At 49.5% G+C, this 19389-nt stretch carries 14 protein-coding genes and 2 tRNA genes; 12 read left to right on the forward strand and 4 right to left on the reverse strand.

Annotation, left to right across the window (positions count from 1 at the left end; all coding sequences use genetic code 11):
• Positions 1-4 precede the first annotated feature (4 nt).
• The 5 genes from C8E01_RS17215 to C8E01_RS17235 are packed head-to-tail and all read left to right on the forward strand — an operon-like array spanning position 5 to position 8217.
• Positions 5-5215 (forward strand): PAS domain S-box protein, encoded by a 5211-nt coding sequence (locus C8E01_RS17215; RefSeq protein WP_116544699.1) that lies wholly within the window; start codon positions 5-7, stop codon positions 5213-5215.
• A gap of 12 nt (positions 5216-5227) precedes the next feature.
• Positions 5228-5611, forward strand: a complete 384-nt coding sequence (locus C8E01_RS17220) for a response regulator (protein ID WP_116544700.1) — start codon at positions 5228-5230, stop codon at positions 5609-5611.
• Positions 5612-5887: a hypothetical protein gene (locus C8E01_RS17225; protein WP_116544701.1), complete on the forward strand. Its 276-nt coding sequence runs from the start codon at positions 5612-5614 to the stop codon at positions 5885-5887.
• Positions 5884-6645, forward strand: coding sequence for an MBL fold metallo-hydrolase (locus C8E01_RS17230; RefSeq protein WP_116544702.1), 762 nt, complete (start codon positions 5884-5886; stop codon positions 6643-6645). Before C8E01_RS17225 ends, C8E01_RS17230 begins: the two co-directional genes overlap by 4 nt.
• Positions 6646-8217, forward strand: coding sequence for an NFACT RNA binding domain-containing protein (locus C8E01_RS17235; RefSeq protein WP_116544703.1), 1572 nt, complete (start codon positions 6646-6648; stop codon positions 8215-8217).
• A 200-nt stretch (positions 8218-8417) separates the two neighbouring features.
• On the opposite strand, the gene C8E01_RS17240 is transcribed toward C8E01_RS17235, so the two are convergent.
• Together C8E01_RS17240 and C8E01_RS17245 are read right to left on the reverse strand one after the other, a co-directional pair.
• Positions 8418-8499 (reverse strand) — tRNA-Leu (locus tag C8E01_RS17240).
• Between the two features lie 137 nt (positions 8500-8636).
• Positions 8637-10895, reverse strand: coding sequence for a TonB-dependent receptor (locus C8E01_RS17245; protein WP_116544704.1), 2259 nt, complete (start codon positions 10893-10895; stop codon positions 8637-8639).
• A gap of 369 nt (positions 10896-11264) precedes the next feature.
• Between C8E01_RS17245 and C8E01_RS17250 the strand changes: the two genes are divergently transcribed.
• The 3 genes from C8E01_RS17250 (at position 11265) to C8E01_RS17260 (ending at position 13903) form a co-directional block, all read left to right on the forward strand.
• The gene (locus C8E01_RS17250) at positions 11265-12026 is read left to right on the forward strand and encodes an ABC transporter ATP-binding protein (RefSeq protein WP_116544705.1); all 762 of its coding nucleotides are present in this window, start codon (positions 11265-11267) and stop codon (positions 12024-12026) included.
• Between the two features lie 51 nt (positions 12027-12077).
• The gene (locus C8E01_RS17255) at positions 12078-13436 is read left to right on the forward strand and encodes a hypothetical protein (RefSeq protein WP_116544706.1); all 1359 of its coding nucleotides are present in this window, start codon (positions 12078-12080) and stop codon (positions 13434-13436) included.
• A 77-nt stretch (positions 13437-13513) separates the two neighbouring features.
• Positions 13514-13903, forward strand: a complete 390-nt coding sequence (locus tag C8E01_RS17260; RefSeq protein ID WP_116544707.1) for a hypothetical protein — start codon at positions 13514-13516, stop codon at positions 13901-13903.
• Positions 13904-13965: 62 nt separating this feature from the next.
• Here the strand turns inward: C8E01_RS17260 and C8E01_RS17265 are convergent.
• Both C8E01_RS17265 and C8E01_RS17270 read right to left on the reverse strand, forming a co-directional pair.
• Positions 13966-14038, reverse strand: a tRNA-Lys gene (locus tag C8E01_RS17265).
• Between the two features lie 222 nt (positions 14039-14260).
• A complete protein-coding gene (locus C8E01_RS17270; protein WP_116544708.1) occupies positions 14261-14875 on the reverse strand; it encodes a DUF4403 family protein in 615 nt (204 codons plus the stop codon).
• A gap of 274 nt (positions 14876-15149) precedes the next feature.
• Between C8E01_RS17270 and C8E01_RS17275 the strand changes: the two genes are divergently transcribed.
• From C8E01_RS17275 to merA, 4 genes are all read left to right on the forward strand, one after another.
• A complete protein-coding gene (locus C8E01_RS17275) occupies positions 15150-16649 on the forward strand; it encodes a phage integrase SAM-like domain-containing protein (protein ID WP_116544709.1) in 1500 nt (499 codons plus the stop codon).
• A gap of 354 nt (positions 16650-17003) precedes the next feature.
• Entirely contained in the window at positions 17004-17375 is a 372-nt protein-coding gene (locus C8E01_RS17280; protein WP_394342110.1) for an ArsR/SmtB family transcription factor, read from the forward strand.
• Positions 17372-17974: a mercuric transport protein MerTP gene (merTP, locus tag C8E01_RS17285; protein ID WP_116544711.1), complete on the forward strand. Its 603-nt coding sequence runs from the start codon at positions 17372-17374 to the stop codon at positions 17972-17974. Before C8E01_RS17280 ends, merTP begins: the two co-directional genes overlap by 4 nt.
• A gap of 2 nt (positions 17975-17976) precedes the next feature.
• The gene (gene merA, locus C8E01_RS17290) at positions 17977-19383 is read left to right on the forward strand and encodes a mercury(II) reductase (protein ID WP_116544712.1); all 1407 of its coding nucleotides are present in this window, start codon (positions 17977-17979) and stop codon (positions 19381-19383) included.
• The last annotated feature ends 6 nt before the right edge of the window (positions 19384-19389 follow it).

Raw genomic sequence — 19389 nt, forward strand, 5'->3', positions numbered from 1 at the left:
CCAGATGCCATTGATACCTAGCCGACAATCTACTGACAACCAGACAATACTGGCCGAAAACCTGCTACAGGTGCTCAGTCAGCTATACCCTGCAGACCACGCCTTGCTTGTGGCCTCTGCCATGGGAGAGCTACTGGCTGCCAACCCCAAAGCCGAAACGATACTTTCTGTGGAGCAGGGCACCGCTATTCGTCCGCTGATTGGCCTGGCTGATGAAGATGATTTTGCTGACTTCAAGGTTTCTTTGGCCCAGCAGGATAAAGTGTCGGGTGAAATAAAGGACCGTCAGGGCAATCTGTGCACCTTCCATTGTCAGCAGCTGCAGTTTCAGGGGCAGCCATTTCTGTACTTCGATATTCCGGAGAGCGTGGCCACCGAAGCCAGCGACTCCAGCTACCATAACCTGTTTGACGATAGTGCCGAGCCACTCTTCATTCTCGATCGTGATGGTTTTTTTATCGACATAAACCAGAGCGCCTCGGATCTGGTAGCGTTGAAAAAAGAAGACATTATCGGCAAGTCTCTTTTCAAGCAGTTTGAGCTTAACCTGTTTGAGCGTGTTGCCCTGCGCAACCAATTGCAAACTACCCTGAAGGGTGAGCCGCAGCGCTTTGAGTGGTGGCTTCGTGAAACAGACCAGGAACTGATGCCTGTGGAGATTAGCTTAAAAAAAGGCAGCTTCAATGGCCAGACGGTAATCTTCGGTTCTGCCAAAAACCTGTACGAGGCAGTTGGCGCGGAGCGCAACGTGCGCTTCCGTAATCATCAACTCGAGTTTGTCAACCACCTGATCACCAACCTGTCTGGCTCCGAGAGTCGCGAAGATGTGCTACGTTCTACCCTGAACGAGCTGCTGGACAAGACCGATGTTATTGGCGGTGCCGTTTATACCTATGACGCCAAGGCAGGCAAGGTACTGCTTTCTTTCAGCACTGGCGAAACACTTGCTGCCAGTCTGCCAACCTCTATCGCGCTGCCCCAGGCGCAGGCAGAGCGGCTCATCCAACCTGACCGCCAACAAGCGCTGCACGACACGATACAACAGCTGGAAGAACTGCTGGGCCAGCACCTGACGGTGCTTCCTGTCAGCTCGGAAGCAGGACTGACGGCGCTGATGCTGGTATGGCCGGGGCACGATGCTAAAATCACCCAGTCGTTTATGTCGCTGCTCGACTTTATCGGGGGCGCCATTGGCAACTATATAGCCAAGCACGACCTGCAGCTTAAGCTCTCATATACGGAGGATAAATATAAGATCATGTTCGAGTCTACTTACGACGCCATCCTGCTCTTCCGGGATGGCATTGTAGTAGACTGCAACGAGAAGGCGCTGGAGTATTTCCGTTGTACGCGCGAGGACCTGGTGGGCAAGACTCCGGTTGATTATTCGCCGGAGTATCAGCCTGACGGTATGCGCTCAACTGAAAAAACTGCAATGCTGAACGAACAGCTGATGGCGACAGGAAAGCCGATAACGGTGGATTGGAAAAACATCCGCAAGGACGGCACCACTATGGATACCGAGCTCAACCTGAACCGGGTGATGATCGACGGCGCTTACCACATACTGGTGTTTAAGCGGGACATCACCGAACGCAAGCAGGTGCAGAGCTCGAAACGCCGCGAAGAGATCGCCCGCGAGTCGATGGCCCACTTCCGAAGCTTCCTGGAGAAGGTAAACCTGATCTACTATAGCCTCGACAAAGACGGTAACATCGCCTACGCCAACGATTATTTCCTGACCTACGTGGAGTATAGCCGTGAAGAACTCATCGGGCAGAATTTCTATGAACTGCTCGTACCAGAGGCCGACCGGGAATCCCGCTTTGCCGACTTCAGGCGATCCATCGAAACCAGGCAACTGAACTCTTACTACGAGCGTGATCTGATCACCAAGTCAGGACAGGTGAAGACTGTGCGCTGGAACTGCATGTTTGAGTACGGACCGGAAGGCGAGCTGATTGGCCTGACCAGTGTAGGCAAGGACATGACGGACAAGCGCATCGCCATGGAAGCCCTGAAAGACAACAAGATCCGTCTGCAGGACCTCTTTGATAACGCGCACGACCTGATCCAGAACATCTCGGTAGACAACAAGTTCATCTTTGTGAACAAAGCCTGGAAAGACCGCCTCGGCTATACCGACCACGACATTGAGTCGCTCACGCTCAACGACATCGTGCACCCTTATTACAAGGCCAAGCTCATTTACCAGCTGCGTAACCTCTACAAGGGCGAGAACGTGAACAAGATGGAGACTGTGTTTCTGACCAAGGCCGGCAAGCCGGTGCACCTCATCGGCTCCATCACCTGCAGCTGGCAGGACGGCCGTCCGGTGGCAACGCGCGCCATCCTGCACGACATCACCGACCGCATAAAGGCAGAGCGCCTGCAAAAGGTATACTACAGCATCGCCAACCTGGCCATTAGCAGCAAGGACCTGAACTCGCTCTACTCGGCCATACACCGCGAGCTGAGCAAGATCATCGAGACGCGCAACATTTACATTGCCCTTTGCGACGATAGTCACCGCCACCTACACTTTGCCTACCTGGTCGACCAGTTTGTGGACAAGTCCTCTAAAACACAAATGCGACGGCAGTTTTCGCATGGCCTGTCAGAGTACATCATCGAGACAGGCAAGCCGCTGTACATGCAGAAGGAAGAGCTGCTGGAACTGGCCAGAGAGCAGGACATCACCTTACACGGCGCCATACCTGAGGTGATCCTTTGCTCCCCGCTGGCTATCGGCGATCGCATTATTGGGGTGATCACGCTGCAGGACTACCAGGATCCGAACGCGTATGTGCACACCGATATCGAGATCCTGCACTTCATATCCAACCAGGTGGCGCTAGCCATTGAGCGTAAGCGCAACGAAGAGCAGATCAACAACCAGAACGCGCGCCTCAACGCCATTTTTGAATCCGGGACGCACCATATGTGGTCTCTCAACCGTGAGTTTGAGCTTACTTCTTTCAACAAGAACTTTGCAACCGCCTTCTTTAACCGAAGCGGCCAGGAATTGGAGCTTTACACCAAGCTCAACGGTACCAACGTGGTGAACTTCCATGAAAACTCCTTTGAGTTCTGGAAAGAAAAGTATGTGCAGGCCTTTAAAGGGCAGCCGCAGCACTTCGAGATACACCTGCACAATCCGGAAAGCTGGCGCGAGGTATACCTCAACCCGATTTACCTGGAAGACGGCAGCTTTGAGGAGATATCAGGTATAGCCCTTGATATCACGGATAAGAAGCGCTCGCAACTGGCGCTAGCGCAGAGCGAGGTGAAGTTCCGCAGTATATTCGAGTCCTTCCAGGATGTGTACTACCGCACCACCATGAGCGGCGCGTTTGAACTGGTCAGCCCGTCTGTTTACAATTTGCTGGGGTATAATGAAAATGAAGTCCAGCATATTTCATCAGAACAACTGTATGCCAATGCAGCTGACCGTGCGCTGGTTAAAGAGCGGGTACTGGACCAAAAAAGCATACGTGACTTCGAGATAGAGATGATCTGCAAAGATGGCTCTACTAAAACTGTACTGCTTGATGCCCGCCTGACCTACGACCAGGAGGGGAATCCGGCAGGTATGGAGGGGGTGCTCCGCGACGTGTCGGAACTGAAGCGCACCCAGGTGGCCCTGCTTAAAGCCAAAGAAGAAGCGGAGAACCTGCTCAAGGTGAAAACACAGTTCCTGGCCAACATGAGCCACGAGCTGCGTACGCCGATGAACGGCATCATCGGCATGATCGATTTGCTGAGCCAGATCGTGAACGATGAGGAGCAGAAAGAGTACATCGACACGCTGCGTAAATCCTCCGATGCCCTGCTTGCGATTCTGAACGACATCCTCGACTTGTCTAAAATGCAGGCGGGCAAGCTCGTGCTGCACGAGAGTGGCATGGATGTGCACGACACGCTCAACAAGATACACTCCCTCTTCGCGAACCGTGCCCAGCAGAAAGACCTTAACTTCACCTATACCGTTACACCGGAAACACCGCGTTACGTGCTCACCGACGAGACACGCTTCCTGCAGGTATTATCGAACCTCACTTCCAACGCCATTAAGTTTACGAACGAGGGCGAGGTAAGCATACACGTAGATGCTGAGCCGTTGAAAAATGGCAAGGAATTCAGACTGAAGGTACGCGTAAAAGACTCCGGTATAGGTATAACCGAAGATGACCAGCGCCTTCTCTTCACCGACTTTACGCAGCTTGACAATTCTTCTACCAAAACCTTCGGCGGTACGGGTCTCGGTCTGGCCATTTCGAAGCAGCTCACGCACCTGCTCGGTGGTGATATTGGAGTAGAGTCCAAACCAAACGATGGCAGTATCTTCTGGTTCACGATAAAAGTGAAAAAAGCCAACAGCGAGGAAGTGGAGGCGCAGTTGCAGCGCATGCAGCTGCAGAATGCCGAAGCCGAGGTGCTGGATTTCTCGCCTTACGTGCTGCTGGTAGACGACAACCAGATCAACCAGAAAGTGGCCTTTAAGCTGCTTGAGCGCCTGGGTTGCCGCACTGATGTGGCGTCTAATGGCTACGAGGCCATCGACAGAGCCCTTAACAACGGCTATAATATGGTGTTTATGGACATCCAAATGCCAGAGATGGACGGTGTGACAGCAACGACCATCATCAAAGAAAAGCTGGGCAAGGACTGTCCGCCAGTAGTGGCCATGACAGCCTACTCTATGCGCGAAGACGCTGATAAGTTCATGAGCCAGGGTATGGACGATTACATCTCCAAGCCGGTTAAGAGCTCCGATCTGTACAAAGTGATCATGAGGTGGCACGAGCAGAACTGGAAGCGCGATGACACCGGTGGGTTGACTGCGGCAGTAGATGATGCGTCGGAAGCAGACGCTATACCTGTAATTGACCTGGCCATAACAGAGCAGCTGATAGAGATCGGTGGGCCAGAGTTTGCGCGCCAATTGTATGTAGAGTTTGAGCAGGAAGCCGGCGAATTGCTCGAAGAGGCCAAAAAAGAGTTGGAGGTACAACAATACAAAAGTATTTTAAGTACATTGCATCAGCTAAAGGGAACCGGCTTTACACTTGGCATCAACCAGGTGGCCGAGCTAGCCAAAATCCTGGAGCATGATATTAAACATGACCAGTACGATAACGTAGAAATTAACTTCGCAAAGCTGCTGGCCCAATACGAAAACTACCGCAAAACTTATAAAGAGATCATTTTATAGTTTATTAATCCCATGGCAGAAAACAAGACCATCCTGATTGCAGAAGACAGTTCTGTGATCCTGAACCTGACAAAGAAAATCCTGGAGCTTCAGAACTACAAGATCCTGACCGCCAAGAACGGCAGTGAGGTGATCAAGCAGGTTGAAAACAACAAGATCGATGCCATCCTGATGGACCTGAACATTCCGATCAAGAACGGCATGGAATGCTCTAAGGAAATCCGCGCGCACAAAGACCAGCAGATCTCCAACATTCCGATCATTGCGGTAACAGGCAACGCCAACAACTATACCATGGAAGACTTCAAGGAAGTGGGCATCAACGAGTACCTGCCAAAGCCGCTTGATTTCGACATGCTGGTTCAGACTGTAAAGAAGCACACCGGAGAGTTGTAGATGGAGCTGAAGTACACGCGGCCATTTTTAAATAAGCTGGAGGATATTTTTGCGGAGTCGGATTTTGTGCTGCGCTACGAGAAGGGGAATTTTAAAGCGGGCTACTGTGTGCTCAAAGACATGAAGGTAGCTGTCGTGAACAAGTACTTCAGTCTGGAGGGAAAGATCAACTGCCTTTACGACATTCTGAGAACCATTACGGTGGATGAAAGCCTGCTGAGCGAGAAGAACCGACAGCTTTATCAGGACATCCGCGACCAGGAAAGAACCAATTGAAAGTAACGCTTTTAGGCACGGGCACTTCGCAGGGCGTACCGGTTATCGGTTGCTCCTGCGAAGTGTGCCGTTCTGTTGATTACAGGGACAAACGGCTTCGGGTATCGGTGCACCTGCAGGTAAACGGCAAGAGCATCATCATTGACTCCGGTCCCGATTTCCGCCAGCAGGTGCTGCGCGAGCGTATCCGCACGCTCGATGCCCTGGTATTCACCCACGAGCACAAAGACCACACCGCCGGCCTCGACGACATCCGCGCCTACAACTTCTCTCAGCACAAAGACATGCCCCTCTACGGAGAAGAGCGCGTGCTGGAGCAGCTAAAACGAGAGTTTGCCTACATCTTTTCAGGTATACAGTACCCCGGCATTCCGCGCGTAGAACTTAACCCGATTACCGAAGAACCTTTCGAGGTGGAGGGTGTCCGTTTTATACCGATCCGGGTAAAACACTACAAGCTGCCGGTGTTCGGCTACCGGGTGGGTGACTTCACCTATATTACCGACGCCAACTACATTTCAGAAGCGGAGAAGGAAAAGGTGCGTGGCTCTAAAGTAATCGTGCTGAACGCCCTGCGCCAGGAACCACACATTTCACACTTTTCGTTGCAGGAAGCCGTTGAGCTGCTCGAGGACCTGCAACCGGAACGCGCTTACCTGACCCACATCAGTCACCTGCTGGGCTTGCATCGTGAGGTAGAACTCACCCTGCCCGACTTTATCCGGCTCGGTTACGATGGTCTGCAGATTGAGGTATAAATGCATCAGAACTACTACTTTTTAAGGCAACTTTCCGGGCAGCTACGCAAGCAGTTAGTGGGGATGGAGGTGATGACCTGCTTCAGTCAGAACAAGGATGAACTGGTCATTGGCTTTGCGGCCGGAGAGCGGGAGTTATACATCCGAGCCTCCCTCACGGCGCACTTTTCATCGCTTTCTTTCCCGACCGAGTTTAAGCGGGCCAAGGCCAACACCATCAACCTTTTCGGTGAGTTGCTAGGGAGAACCGTGCAGGATGTGGTGCAACACCTCAACGAACGCAGCTTTTACCTGAAGTTGAGCAAGGGTTATATCTTGCTGTTCAAACTTTTCGGCAACCGCTCCAACATCGTGCTGTTTCGGGGCGAAGAGCCGCTCAAGCTGTTTCACAAGAAATTCGGTGCTGACCTGGAGCTGAACCCGCTACAGATGGACAGGCCCATTCGGCAGAACTTTGAAGCTTTCGCAGCGGCCGATGGCAACCTCCGTCAGGTATACCCGACCTTCGGCGACCTGCCTGCCCTATACCTGGAGCAGCAAGGGTATAGCACCGCCTCACTCGAAGAAAAATGGGAGCTGGTTCAGGCCATGCTCGAACAACTCGAAGCACCAGAAGCATACTACCTGATCAGGCTGAACGGCAAACTGCGACTGTCGCTGCTCCAGTTGGGTGAAGTAGTCCAGGTATACGACAACCCAATGGAGGCCTTAAACGGTTTCACGCGCAGTTACCTGAGCGAGACGGGCTTCGAAAGACTCTTTGAGCAGACCCAGCAGCAGCTCCTCAAGAAGCAGCGCGCCACGCAGGCTATACTGGAGCAGACAGAAGCTCGTCTGCATGAACTGCGCCACGGACGCTCTTACTCCCAGATCGCCGACATCATCATGGCCAATCTGACCAATATTCCTCCCCGTGCCACCGAAGTGGAGCTCTACGACTTTTATACCGACCGCCAGCGAAAGTTTAAGCTCAAGGCCACCGAAACACCCCAGAAGCAGGCCGAGCGCCTATACCGCAAAGCCAAGAAACAGCACGTGGAGGTAAGCCAGTTGGAGGAGCGGCAGGAGCGAAAACTCGAAGAAGCCATAGTGCTGGAAGACGCGTTGCAAGCGCTGGAGGAAGCCAAAAATTATAAGGCGCTCAAGCTATACCTGAAAGAGTACGCCCATCTGCTCACCACCAAACAGCAAGCCCAGCAGGAAGCGCCTTTCCGTCTGTTTGAAACGGAAGGATTTAAGATTTTGGTCGGCAAAAGCGCCCAAAATAACGATCTGCTCACGCAGCGCCATACCTACAAAGAAGACATCTGGCTGCACGCCAAAGATGTGTCAGGCTCGCATGTGGTGATCAAGCACCAGGCTGGCAAAACGGTGCCTGTCACCGTGCTCGAGAAAGCCGCCCAACTAGCCGCCTACTACAGCAAGCGCAAAAGCGACTCGCTTTGTCCTGTGCTCTATACCCCCAAAAAGTGGGTCCGCAAACCCAAAGGCGCACCCGCCGGTGCCGTGGTAGTGGAACGGGAACAGGTGATGCTGGTGAAGCCGGAGAATCCGTTTGAGCGGAAGGTATAGATGCAGGATCTTTAGTGCTTGCCTGAATCAGGATTTACAAGATTAAAGGATTGACAGGATTTTCGTGCATGATTGACATTCCCCGCCCCTCCCGAACCAAGTCCGGGATCTTCGACTTCAAAGGGTGACTTTGCTATACCTGAAACAATTGCAAAAGACATAAAAAAAGCCCCATTCAGTTAAGAACAGAGCTTTTGATGTGCGCGCGGGGAGATTCGAACTCCCACACCCGAAGGCACCACCCCCTCAAGATGGCGTGTCTACCAGTTTCACCACGTGCGCAGCTGATTAGGTTTGCAAAAGTATACTGCAGAATTGAGAATTGCAACAGACAGGCTTCCACAAGTCCATTTTTTTAACACAGGCTACGCTATCCTGTTAAGGTCTATACCTTATACCTCAAACAGTCAGGCCGATAGCTACTGCGGCAAGGTATAGCGAATGCCCAGGAAAAACCGCCGGCCCTGCATGGGGGCGTAATTGTACTCCGTGTCGAAGCTGTAGCCGTGCGGGTTATCGACCTCTACCTGCCGATCAAATGGGTCGAAGGGACGCATGAGCGGATGCTTAGGCATAAAGTTCAGCAGGTTTTTTACACCCCCATATAGTTCCAGCCCCTCTCCCACGGCCTTCGTGGCTTGCAGGTTCTGCAAACTAAACCAAGGCGACTTCTCTGGCCTGAAATCATTTTCCTGAACTGGCAGGTACATCGGCCCTTTCACACTGCCTGTGTAGTCCAATGTGAGGCCGAGCTGCCTGAGTTGGTACGAGACAGTGAAAGTGCCCGAAAAACGGGGGGCATGTAATTGCGGAATCCGCTCCTCCCCTTGCTCAGGAGTACGCTGTACCTGATATACATCCATCAGGGTGACGCCAGCGTGCAGGCGAAGTGGGAATGTAAAGGCCAGTTCTGTGTTCAAGGCTATACCTTTGGAGATGGCGTGCCCGCTCAGGTTGTCGTAGAAGATCTGCGTGTTGCTAGTCAGAAAATCAGCAACGATTTTGTTCGTGAAATAGGTATAGAACACCGCCCCCTCCAGGTTCAGAAAACCACTGCCAAGCGGAATGTAGCGCTGGTAATTCAGGTTGGCGTTGTAAGACTGTTCCGGTTTCAGCTCATTCCGGATAATCACTTCGCGGGCGCCAGTGAGGGCAGCATGGTCTTCTGTGAACAGATTGACCACGCGATAGCCATTGCCCATGCTGAGTCTAAAGATATTGTCTTCGTTTGGAGCCCAACGCATGCTCAGGCGAGGAGAGAAGATGCCACCGTGTGCCGAGTGGTAGTCGTAACGCAAGCCGGAGAGCAGGGTGAAATTATCGGTGGCTTTATACTCATGCTGCGCAAATGCTCCGGGCAGCGAAATGCGATCCGGTTTGTTTTCAGCAGACACCCCCTCACCGTGCTGCGTGGCGGGCGTACTGTCATCGTACCAGGTATAGCGGTAGGTGGTCCCGAGCAGCAGTTTATGTTTTGCCCCCAGGTTACGGTCCCATACCAGTTGCCCGAAACCTACGCGCTGGTGCCCTTTGTAAAGTGTCGTGCCGTAGGCGGCGTTCTGCTGATGATCATTGTAAGAAAAGCTGATTAGCAGGTTCTCAGGTATAGGCAACTGGTAGTTTCCCAGCACTTCGTAACGACTGGTATAGACTGACTCACCGTATACCTGGTCGCCGCCCCGGTGCTTAGGCTGCCATGGCATCTCCCCACCAAAACGGTCTTCATAGTAACAGCGGGCCGCCAGGTTAGCTACCCGGTTTTCCGGACGGTTCAGGCTCCATTTGTTGAACATCGAAAAGCGATGCTGCAGCGGTATATCCGTAAAGTTATCCCCGTTCACATCGCGCCGGTCAGCAAATCGGAAATAATTGGTGCTCAGCATGGTCGAGATACCGTTCCATCGCTTGCTATACCCGATGTCTGCATTCAGCTCCCGGTGCGAGGTATAGAATAAATCGGCAGAAAGGCGTGGCGCCGTGGCTGGACTTTTGGTGATGATGTTGATGAGCCCCGCCACCGCTTCAGAGCCGTACAAAGTAGAGGCTGGCCCCTTCACTACTTCCACCCGCTCAATCAGACTGTTGGGTATTCCGCTCAGCCCGTATACCGTGGACAGGGCACTCACAATTGGCATCCCGTCGATCAGCACCATGGTATAGGCCCCCTCCATCCCGTTGATGTGGATGTCGCCGGTGCCGCATACGCTGCAGTTGATCTGGGGCTGCACCCCGTTCACGATCTCAAGCGCCTCAAAAATTGCCGGTGTCGGGTTTTTCTGAAAATATTTCGGAGTATAAACCTCCACTGGTACAGGCGACTCCAGCAAATAAGTCTCCCGCATGGTGCCTGACACTACTACTTCGCGCAAACGAGCATCCTGCGGCTGCAGATGTGCTTCGACAACAGTTATTTCACCTGCTTTTACAGTCACCGACAGATTCTGCGTCCTAAATCCAATTGCGGACACACTCAGTTTCTGCACTCCTACGGGCACTTGTTCTAACTCAAAATACCCCTTTTCATCAGCAGTGGTCCCTGTGCTGGTTCCCACAAGACCGATGCTGGCAAAGGCAGCGGGCCCCTCTCCTGCCATTACCTGCCCCTTTATTATGCCGATCTGGGCCAGAGTTATATAAGGAATGGCTGCTAAGATACAAACCAGGTATAGGTGTTTCATCTCTCTTACTAATCTTAAACTATAATACGAGGCAAACTTAAATAAAAGTTTAGATTTACTTATACTTAATTTTAGATAAGCCTAAAAACATAAATTATATCTTGCTGTTAAGCTAACATTACTACTACAATGCTTTGGTACTGAAATGCTTGTGCGAGCAAGTCTGAAAAAATGAAAAACATTTAAGAAGTACCGAAACCATATGCATAGCGAACAATGTTGGTTTAGCACAACAGCGCATAAAGTTTTAAGGACGTTGGTGGCCTCAAGCTTAAGTTTCGCATTTAAAGTTTGGACTATTTCCGGGGTATACCTAAATTTATACGTTCATTAAGAATAGTTATATTACAATATTTAGCCAGGGAGTGTATGAGTGTAGAGATAAAAGGACTATCCAAAGCGTATGGCAACAAACATGTATTGCAATCGCTTGACATGACAATAGAACAAGGCCAGTGCTACTGCCTGTTAGGAAAAAACGGCGTTGGCAAAAGTACCTTTCTCAACAGCATTCTCGATCTCATAAAGCCTGATAGCGGCACTATTTCGCTTTTTGGAAAGGATTACCTGAGCAACCCACTGGAGGTGAAGCAGGACTTGGGCGCCCTTTGCGAAGACAATCCTCTGATAGAGGAGTTCACGGGCTTGGAGTACCTCAACTTTGTGGCGAAATTGTATAAGTTGCCTGAAGACGAAGCGCAGCAGCGCATCAACAGCCTGACGAATTACTTTTTCACGGAGCGTGAGTCGCTGCACAAAAATATTGCGGGCTACTCTACCGGCATGAAAAAGAAAGTGGGCATCGTAGCTGCCATCCTGCACAAACCACGCGTGCTCATCCTGGACGAGCCCTTCACGGGCCTCGACCCGATCGCCGCCCAACTGCTCGTGAAGCTGATCCGCAACTACAGCACGCCAAGCCGCGTGGTGCTTATCTCGTCGCATGACCTGAACTACGTAGAGCGTGTGGCCACGCACATTGGGGTACTGAATGACGGACAGTTGATGTATAACGGGTCGGTGCAGGAGTTCACCATGAACGGCGAGGCGCTGATCGATCAGGCCTTGTTCCAGCTACTGCTCCCGCACCACACTGCCGCAGACGCCGACATCGACTGGATGTTGAATTAGTGAAGAGTTAAAAGTTATACAACTCATAACTCTCAACTTTTAACTAAAAAAATGGATCTGATTTTATATTCCTGCAAGGCAAGACTGAACAGCTATTTCCGGCAAAAGAAAATGCAACGGGTGCTCCTGCTTGCGCTGGGCATTGTGCTGTCGGCTTTCTACGCCTGGCTGATTACGTACCTGCTGCAGCAGGCCCGTGAAGGCGGACTGAATATGGATGTCAGCCAGATGCTGGGCTATACCAACCTGCTGCTGCTGTCTTTTACGATATTGCGTGGCTTTTTCCCGGCCTACATCCCGAAAGCAGATTTCATTAACCGTATTTACCCCATTAAACCGCTCAAGCGCTTCTGGACTGAACTGATCGTAGAGTTGGTGTCCCCCTTCTACTTTGTGCTGCTCAACTTCCTGCTTTTGCTCTGCATGATGTCGCCTGACTATACGGCGTTGCACCTTGCGCAGAGTTTCCTTGTATTTCTGACAGCGCACATAACACGACGGTCACTACAGGTCTTTATTGAGCGGCGCATTAACTGGCGTGGCAGTGCGTTTTGGGGAGCTGTGATCATGGTGGGTGCTTTTATAGCCCTGGAGGCTCGTGCGCCCATGTTTGAGCCTGTTGATTCAGTGATGATGTTGGTAGTGCACCTGGCCTCGCTGGCTTCTTTCATGCTCGCGAATTACCTGTTGGAGCAAGCGGCCTACGAGCCAAAGCGTCGCACCGTGAACTACAGCAACGATGCCCGTCGTAGCCTGGGCTGGCGCCTCTTCAAAAACCACAAAATGGCGAAGCAACTGCTCCTGTTCGGGCTGGGCTTTAAGGTGCTCATGCTCGGCATTGACGCAACGGTATACTCTGCCAAGGGCATCCACATGCTCGACAAGAACGCATCCCTCTGGTTGTTCGTGGGTCCGCTCGTGATCTATACCTACGTGTTCAACAATGTATGGGGCTTTTATAAAAACCTGTGGCTGACAACGGAACGCGCTACCGGAAGCTACAAAGAATTTCTGAAGGCCAGCCTGCTACCGCTACGCATGCCCATTTTGATAGACGCGGCCATTGTCGTGCTGTATGTAGCTTTCTTTAACCACGAGCAGGCGACCTTTATTTTGCTGATGTACGCTGCCGCTGTCCTGGTGTTGACTCCGATTGGTATCATTGCTTCCTTCACAAGCCCTAAAATGGTAAAAGGCGGCATCCTGAGCTTCAGTGCCAAGACCTCATACCTGTACAGTTTCATCTCCATCCTACTGCTCGGTTTGCTGTTTCTACCGCTCCTACACCCGATGCTGTACATGGTGTATCCGGTGGTGATTGCTTTGACCATTTTTGCCATGGTAGCAGTTTTGCAGGAGTATAAGCAATACAAGTACAAGCTGTTTGAAACGCTTTACAAAACAGAATAAATCCACACAGCGAACTAAGTATACAGTAGTATTGTCATTGCAATAGCCTGACACACCCCACGGGCAAACTATATCAGATGGAATTCGATTATGACAAATTTTTAGTTGAACTGCAGATGCAGAATCTTTCTAAAGAAGAGGCTGCTCAAGTGGTTTACAAGGAGATTCGCGATGCTGAGAATCAGAAGGCTGGCTTTCTGGACCAGGCCACCGAAAATCCGGATTTTTTCACCTACATCGGCAGTCAGGTTGACAGCTACATTACGTACCTGAAAGTGCTACACAACAAGATAGCGCCACAGGGCCATGTTGCTCCCGACGAGCAGGTATACCAACCAGACATGGCAGTTATTAACCGTACTTTGGAATTGGTGCATTACCTGGAGAAAGTGGAGCAAGACAAGCTGGGAAGAAATGAAACAGCCACCCAACAGACCAATCTGAATATGACCAGTGCCGATATTTGAATACCTTGTATGGGTAAAACAAGAAAGGCTTTCTACGTTTCGTAAGAAGCCTTTCTTGTTTGTGATCCCGCTGGGATTCGAACCCAGGACCCATACATTAAAAGTGTATTGCTCTACCAGCTGAGCTACAGAATCAGTACTATTTGTTTCCCGTGTTGGGAGTGCAAAAGTAGGGCTTTTTCCTTAATTCGCAAACCTCCCTGTCTATATTGGTTATCTGTATACAACGCTCCAACGGCATTTTGGTTTAATCTACCTAAGCATCAAAGCTTTAACTGGTTGGTGAAATTTGTGTTTCATCGAAAATAAAATAGCAAGTAAACTTAGTCAGAAGCACTTTCACACTGAAAGATTCGGCTAAGCAGGTAGCAATTCGCTCAGGTCAAACACATCCACTTCCATTTTCGCCTGCAGCTCCAGATTCAAAAACATTCGGTTAGATTTAGGCGTGATATCCTGCACCCGCACTTCCTCCACTGCCCCGGTTAGCTTAAGCCCCTTCAGCTCCATACCTGTTTCCAGCATACCGTTTGCCTTGGTCAGTTCGCCCGCAACAATTTGCTGCACGTTTACCCTGGCCTTCTGAATGATCTGGTTGTAGGCAACCTTGTTGACCAGCACCTCGAGCGAGGAATTATAGAAGCGGCTGGAAGTCTGTGCCTGCATATTGAACCTGCGGATGTATACCTGCTGCGTGGCGTTGTCGTAGCCCGGAGTCGCCTGCACATACAGGTCCACGTTGTCGCGCTTGAGGATGGTTCTTAAAATCCGGATCCTGACCCTTAGAATAATGTCACCTGTTCCGGAGCTGCTGCCGGCCAGCCCGACATCCAGAATCTGTGCGTATGGAGTTGCATTGGTATCTTCTGAGGGCTTGGGTATGTATTCCCCCACCAGCTGCTTCCTGAGTACACTCTCTAAAGCAGGGTAAGAAATAGTAACCGGCACCTGAATTTTGACAAAGTTTTCCATGTATAGACTTTAGGTAAGCTAAGGCATTTAAACTCGAAATTCCCCAAAGGGTTTGAGATACTTGAAAACGGTAAAAACAAAAAAAGCCTCAAACACAGGTTTGAGGCTTTTTAGAAGTGATCCCGCTGGGATTCACACCAAACTCAAAACCTCTATAATTAGCTATTAAAGACATATTTTAGACTGCTGTTAGTGAAGATTCAATGGTTTTTAGTGACATATTAACTATATTTGAATGTTTTTATATAGTTGTAATTTAGACACATAGCCAAATATGAGTTTTACAGTCAAAGGTTCACTAACAGCTAAGAAAAATAAAAATGGTCTACACCCCTTAACCATTCGCTACACGATTGGTGGAGTTCCGCACAATATATCACTAAAAACCCCAGATGGCAAAGTTATATCTGTCGACAAAAATGATTTTGACACAGAATCTGGTTTGATGAAAAAGACAAAATCAAACTACAATGTTCTGAACAATCTTATTAGAACCCACTCACAGGTGTTGGAAGACGTAGCGGCAGCCTCTCCCGATAAATCTTTTAAAAGAGTCAAAGATTTATATCTGCATAGATTGGAAGAAATCAAAGCCGAAGAAGTTAGGCAGGCTGCCATCGAACAACGAGAAAACACAATCGTTAAGGCAAAAAAACTCCATTCTATTTTTAGTGCTGAAGAGGCAGTTGAGAAAAAAAAGGCGCTCTCCAAAACCCTCACTGAGCTTGATAGAGAGTTAGAGCAATATAAAGCCGAGGGAGTTATAACAGAACTCAATGAGGAAGAAGTTGAGTTTAAAAAACTATTGTTAGAATTCCCCAAAATGTATGAAAAGCAACCATGTTATGGGCAATACAAATCATGGGTATCTAACTTGATAGAGTTTAGTCAACAGACCAATACGCCTCTGTTATTTTCTCAATTAGACTATGATTTCTATAATAAATATGGCACCTATCTCATGTTTAATAGAATGCCCAAAAAAGTAAAAATGGTAAATAACACTTTCGGTGGGCAAGTAAAAAAGTTAAAACAATTCATCGACTGGTGTATAGAGATTAAGAAGGTTAAGAATGTTAATCTTATATACAAAAGTTATGATGTTTATAGAAAGTCAAAGGACACCATAATCTATTTAGAGGATTCCGAAATAGAGCTGCTCTACAATGAGTACAGGCAACAAGTATCAGATGCTAAAAAGCGCATGATTGATTTGACAGTATTCCAATGTTGCACAGGTTTAAGATACGGAGACATATATGCATCCTCATGGGTTGTTAAGAACATTAACGGACGTAAAGTACTGACTGGTGAGACCGAGAAGAATGAGGGGAATTATGTAATTCCCTTTGAATTAGACAGCCGCATCGAAGAAATCTTGGAGAGGTATGATTATAAAATGAACCATATGGTTGAGGGAGTTTATAATAGAGATATAAAGCCATTATTGGGGGAGTTTTATAAACATTACGACTTATATCAAGAACCAATGGCGTATGTGAAAGAGAGATTTGAGGAAAGAGAAAAATTGGTTGATTTTAAACATAATCTATTTTCATCCCACTGTAATCGTAGACGTTTCATCAATTATTGGAAGCTACAAGGTTTTGAAGACCAAACGATATTAGATATGCTTGGGAGTAAAGACAGTGAAGTACTACAAGGGTATAAGAAAAAGGACGTATCAACTACCTCGAAAGTAATTACCACGAAACTTTATCAAATTCGAATGTTATCGGCTATGAAAGAAGAACAACTAAGCCTCCAAGATTAAAAATATAGATTGATAATGCTCATGTCGTTCCAGCAGCGTGAGCATTATCTGATATCTAAATCTGTTTAAACATAACGTCTGAGAGGTCAAAACAATGGTAGCGGTTGTAGATAGTGGCACCTTTTCTTTTTAGGCGCATGTTGAATACTCTAATTGCTTGTCTACCTGGTTCTAATTCCAGAAGCTTCTCAACGTCATTCGCAGCGACCGTTAGACACATCTGGTCTCAATAACCAGGTTTAGGTAATGTGAATGAAAATGGTTGTTCAAAAAAATTAACCCTTTCTCCCTACTGGTAAAACATCATGAAATTTTTCGTTATTTTAGCGTTTGCTTAAATGATAAACTGACATAATGAAAATCACCTGTATAAGAGAAGAAGCGGACGAAAGCCAAATAAAAAGGTGCAAGGAGCGTGTAACAGAACTCAGCGGCTCCTTTGATGAACTATCCCAAGGGCTTGAACTGGCAGGCAACAATGTGAGGCTGAAGATACTCTTCCTGCTCTATGAGGAACAAAGACTCTGCGTGTGCGATATGAGCGATGTGCTTGGCATCACCGTTTCTGCCGTGTCGCAGCACCTGCGCAAACTCAAAGACCGAGACCTCATTAAGCCCCGAAAAGAAGGCAAAACTATCTTTTATTCGCTCACCCCGCAGTACGAGCAACTGCTCAGACCATTCTTCAAGCTGCTGGAAGGCAACAAAATATTCGAACTGGCATGAAATCAAATAACAGATTCCTCGGCTTAGGCGTGCTGAGCGCACTTGCAGCCTCCCTTTGCTGCATCACGCCCCTGTTGGCTCTGGTTGCTGGCACCAGCGGTCTGGCATCGTCATTCGCATTCCTTGAGCCGTACCGCTATGTGCTGATGGGGGTCACCGTGCTGGTTCTCGGGTTGGCGTGGTATCAGCGGCTACGGACATCCAGTCAAGACGACTGCGGCTGCGAAACGGACAGGAAAGGCTTTTTCCAGTCAAAGACCTTTCTGGCGCTGGTTACAGCCTTCGCTGCCGTGATGCTTGCCTTCCCCTCCTTCTCCCATGTCTTCTACCAATTCCCGAAGCAGGAAGCGCAGACACCAGTAGCAGGCATCAACATGAATAGTACTGTGGAGTTCAAAATCAGCGGCATGACGTGCAGCGGATGTGAGGCGCACGTGGAGCAGGAGGTGAATGCGCTGAACGGTATCTTCAGGGCGAAGGCATCCTATGACAATGGCAATGCCGTGGTAGAGTACGACAGCACCAAGACCAGTGTATCAGCCATCAGGGAAGCCATTCTGAAAACTGGCTATAAGGTAACAGACCAAAAGGAAAGATAGCAATGAAACGACAGTTTGACCTAATCATCATCGGGGGAGGTTCCGCTGCATTTGCCGCAGCCATCAAAGCGAACGAACTCCAACTCTCAACGCTTATGGTGAACGGGGGCTTGCCTTTGGGCGGCACATGCGTGAACGTGGGCTGCGTACCTTCCAAATTCCTTATCAGGGCAGCCGAAAGCGTGCGGCATGCCATGCACTCTCCGTTTGATGGGGTGCAGCCAAAAGGGGCTGAAATCGCCTTCAAAAGTATTATCCAGCAGAAGAAGGCACTTGTGTCGGAGATGCAGAGCCGCAAGTATCTAAGCCTTCTGGCAGACCTGCAAAACGTGACCGTGCTGGAAGGGAATGCTCAGTTTGTGGACAAGAATACCATAACAGTAAAGGGAGAGGTATATGAAGGAATAAAGATAGTTATCGCTACTGGCTCCACTACGGCTCTCCCATCCATTGAAGGTCTTTCAAATGTTCCGTACCTGACCAGTGACACGCTCTTTGATGTGGAAGAGCAGCCAGAGTCGCTAATCGTCATAGGTGGTGGCTACATCGGCTTGGAGATAGCGCAGTTATATAACCGCTTAGGCACTAAGGTCACTGTTGTGATGTCATATGACAGAGTGCTTGTAAAAGAGGGTCATGACATCACGGATGAACTGACAAAGCACCTGACCGATGAAGGCATAGAGATAAAAACGGGTGCTGCCATCAAGCGTGTTTGGCAGGAAAACAGTATTGTTAATGCTGAACTTGAGTACAACGGGCAAGTCCATCACCTCGAAGCCTCACACGTTGTCATTGCGACAGGAAGGAGAGCAAACACTGAGAACTTAGGCTTGGAGAAGGCTGGCGTGGTAACAGGCAGAAAAGGGCATGTGGTAGTTAACGAGTACCTTGAAACGAATGTGCCGAACATCTATGCCATCGGTGACGTGAACACCCTCCCGCAGTTCGTTTACACAGCCGCCTATGAAGGCACAACAGCGGTGGGAAACGCCTTCCAAGGGGCAAAGATTGAAGTTGATTACAACGTGCTGCCGTGGGTGGTGTTTACAGACCCTCAGGTGGCAGGCGTGGGTATGGACGAGCGACAGGCAGAAGAAAGAGGCATCCCCTACGAAGCAACCGTTATGCCCTTATCGGAGGTTCCCCGCAGCATTGCCGCCCTGGATACACGTGGCTTCATCAAACTGATTCGCAACACCGAGACCGACCATTTGTTGGGTGCCAGGATAGTGGCTCCTGAGGGCAGCGAGCTAACAATGGAGTTGAGCCTTGCCATCAAGTACAATATTACGGTGAAGGAACTCGCCTCGGCTCTCCACCCGTACCTGACGCTGGCAGAGGGCGTGAAGCTGGCAGCCATGTCCTTTACAAAAGATGTGAAGAAGATGAGTTGCTGCGCTGGTTAGTGGCAC

The organism is Pontibacter virosus, assembly GCF_003096355.1.
Classification (GTDB): Bacteria; Bacteroidota; Bacteroidia; order Cytophagales; family Hymenobacteraceae; genus Pontibacter; species Pontibacter virosus.

Bases quoted from the DNA above. Each gene is read 5' to 3' on its own strand.
- C8E01_RS17255 (WP_116544706.1), top strand. From the start codon at position 12,078: ATGGATCTGATTTTATATTCCTGCAAGGCAAGACTGAACAGCTATTTC.
- C8E01_RS17270 (WP_116544708.1), bottom strand. From the start codon at position 14,875: ATGGAAAACTTTGTCAAAATTCAGGTGCCGGTTACTATTTCTTACCCT.
- merA (WP_116544712.1), top strand. From the start codon at position 17,977: ATGAAACGACAGTTTGACCTAATCATCATCGGGGGAGGTTCCGCTGCA.
- C8E01_RS17280 (WP_394342110.1), top strand. From the start codon at position 17,004: ATGAAAATCACCTGTATAAGAGAAGAAGCGGACGAAAGCCAAATAAAA.
- merTP (WP_116544711.1), top strand. From the start codon at position 17,372: ATGAAATCAAATAACAGATTCCTCGGCTTAGGCGTGCTGAGCGCACTT.
- C8E01_RS17235 (WP_116544703.1), top strand. From the start codon at position 6,646: ATGCATCAGAACTACTACTTTTTAAGGCAACTTTCCGGGCAGCTACGC.
- C8E01_RS17250 (WP_116544705.1), top strand. From the start codon at position 11,265: ATGAGTGTAGAGATAAAAGGACTATCCAAAGCGTATGGCAACAAACAT.
- C8E01_RS17275 (WP_116544709.1), top strand. From the start codon at position 15,150: ATGAGTTTTACAGTCAAAGGTTCACTAACAGCTAAGAAAAATAAAAAT.
- C8E01_RS17225 (WP_116544701.1), top strand. From the start codon at position 5,612: ATGGAGCTGAAGTACACGCGGCCATTTTTAAATAAGCTGGAGGATATT.
- C8E01_RS17245 (WP_116544704.1), bottom strand. From the start codon at position 10,895: ATGAAACACCTATACCTGGTTTGTATCTTAGCAGCCATTCCTTATATA.
- C8E01_RS17220 (WP_116544700.1), top strand. From the start codon at position 5,228: ATGGCAGAAAACAAGACCATCCTGATTGCAGAAGACAGTTCTGTGATC.
- C8E01_RS17260 (WP_116544707.1), top strand. From the start codon at position 13,514: ATGGAATTCGATTATGACAAATTTTTAGTTGAACTGCAGATGCAGAAT.
- C8E01_RS17215 (WP_116544699.1), top strand. From the start codon at position 5: ATGCCATTGATACCTAGCCGACAATCTACTGACAACCAGACAATACTG.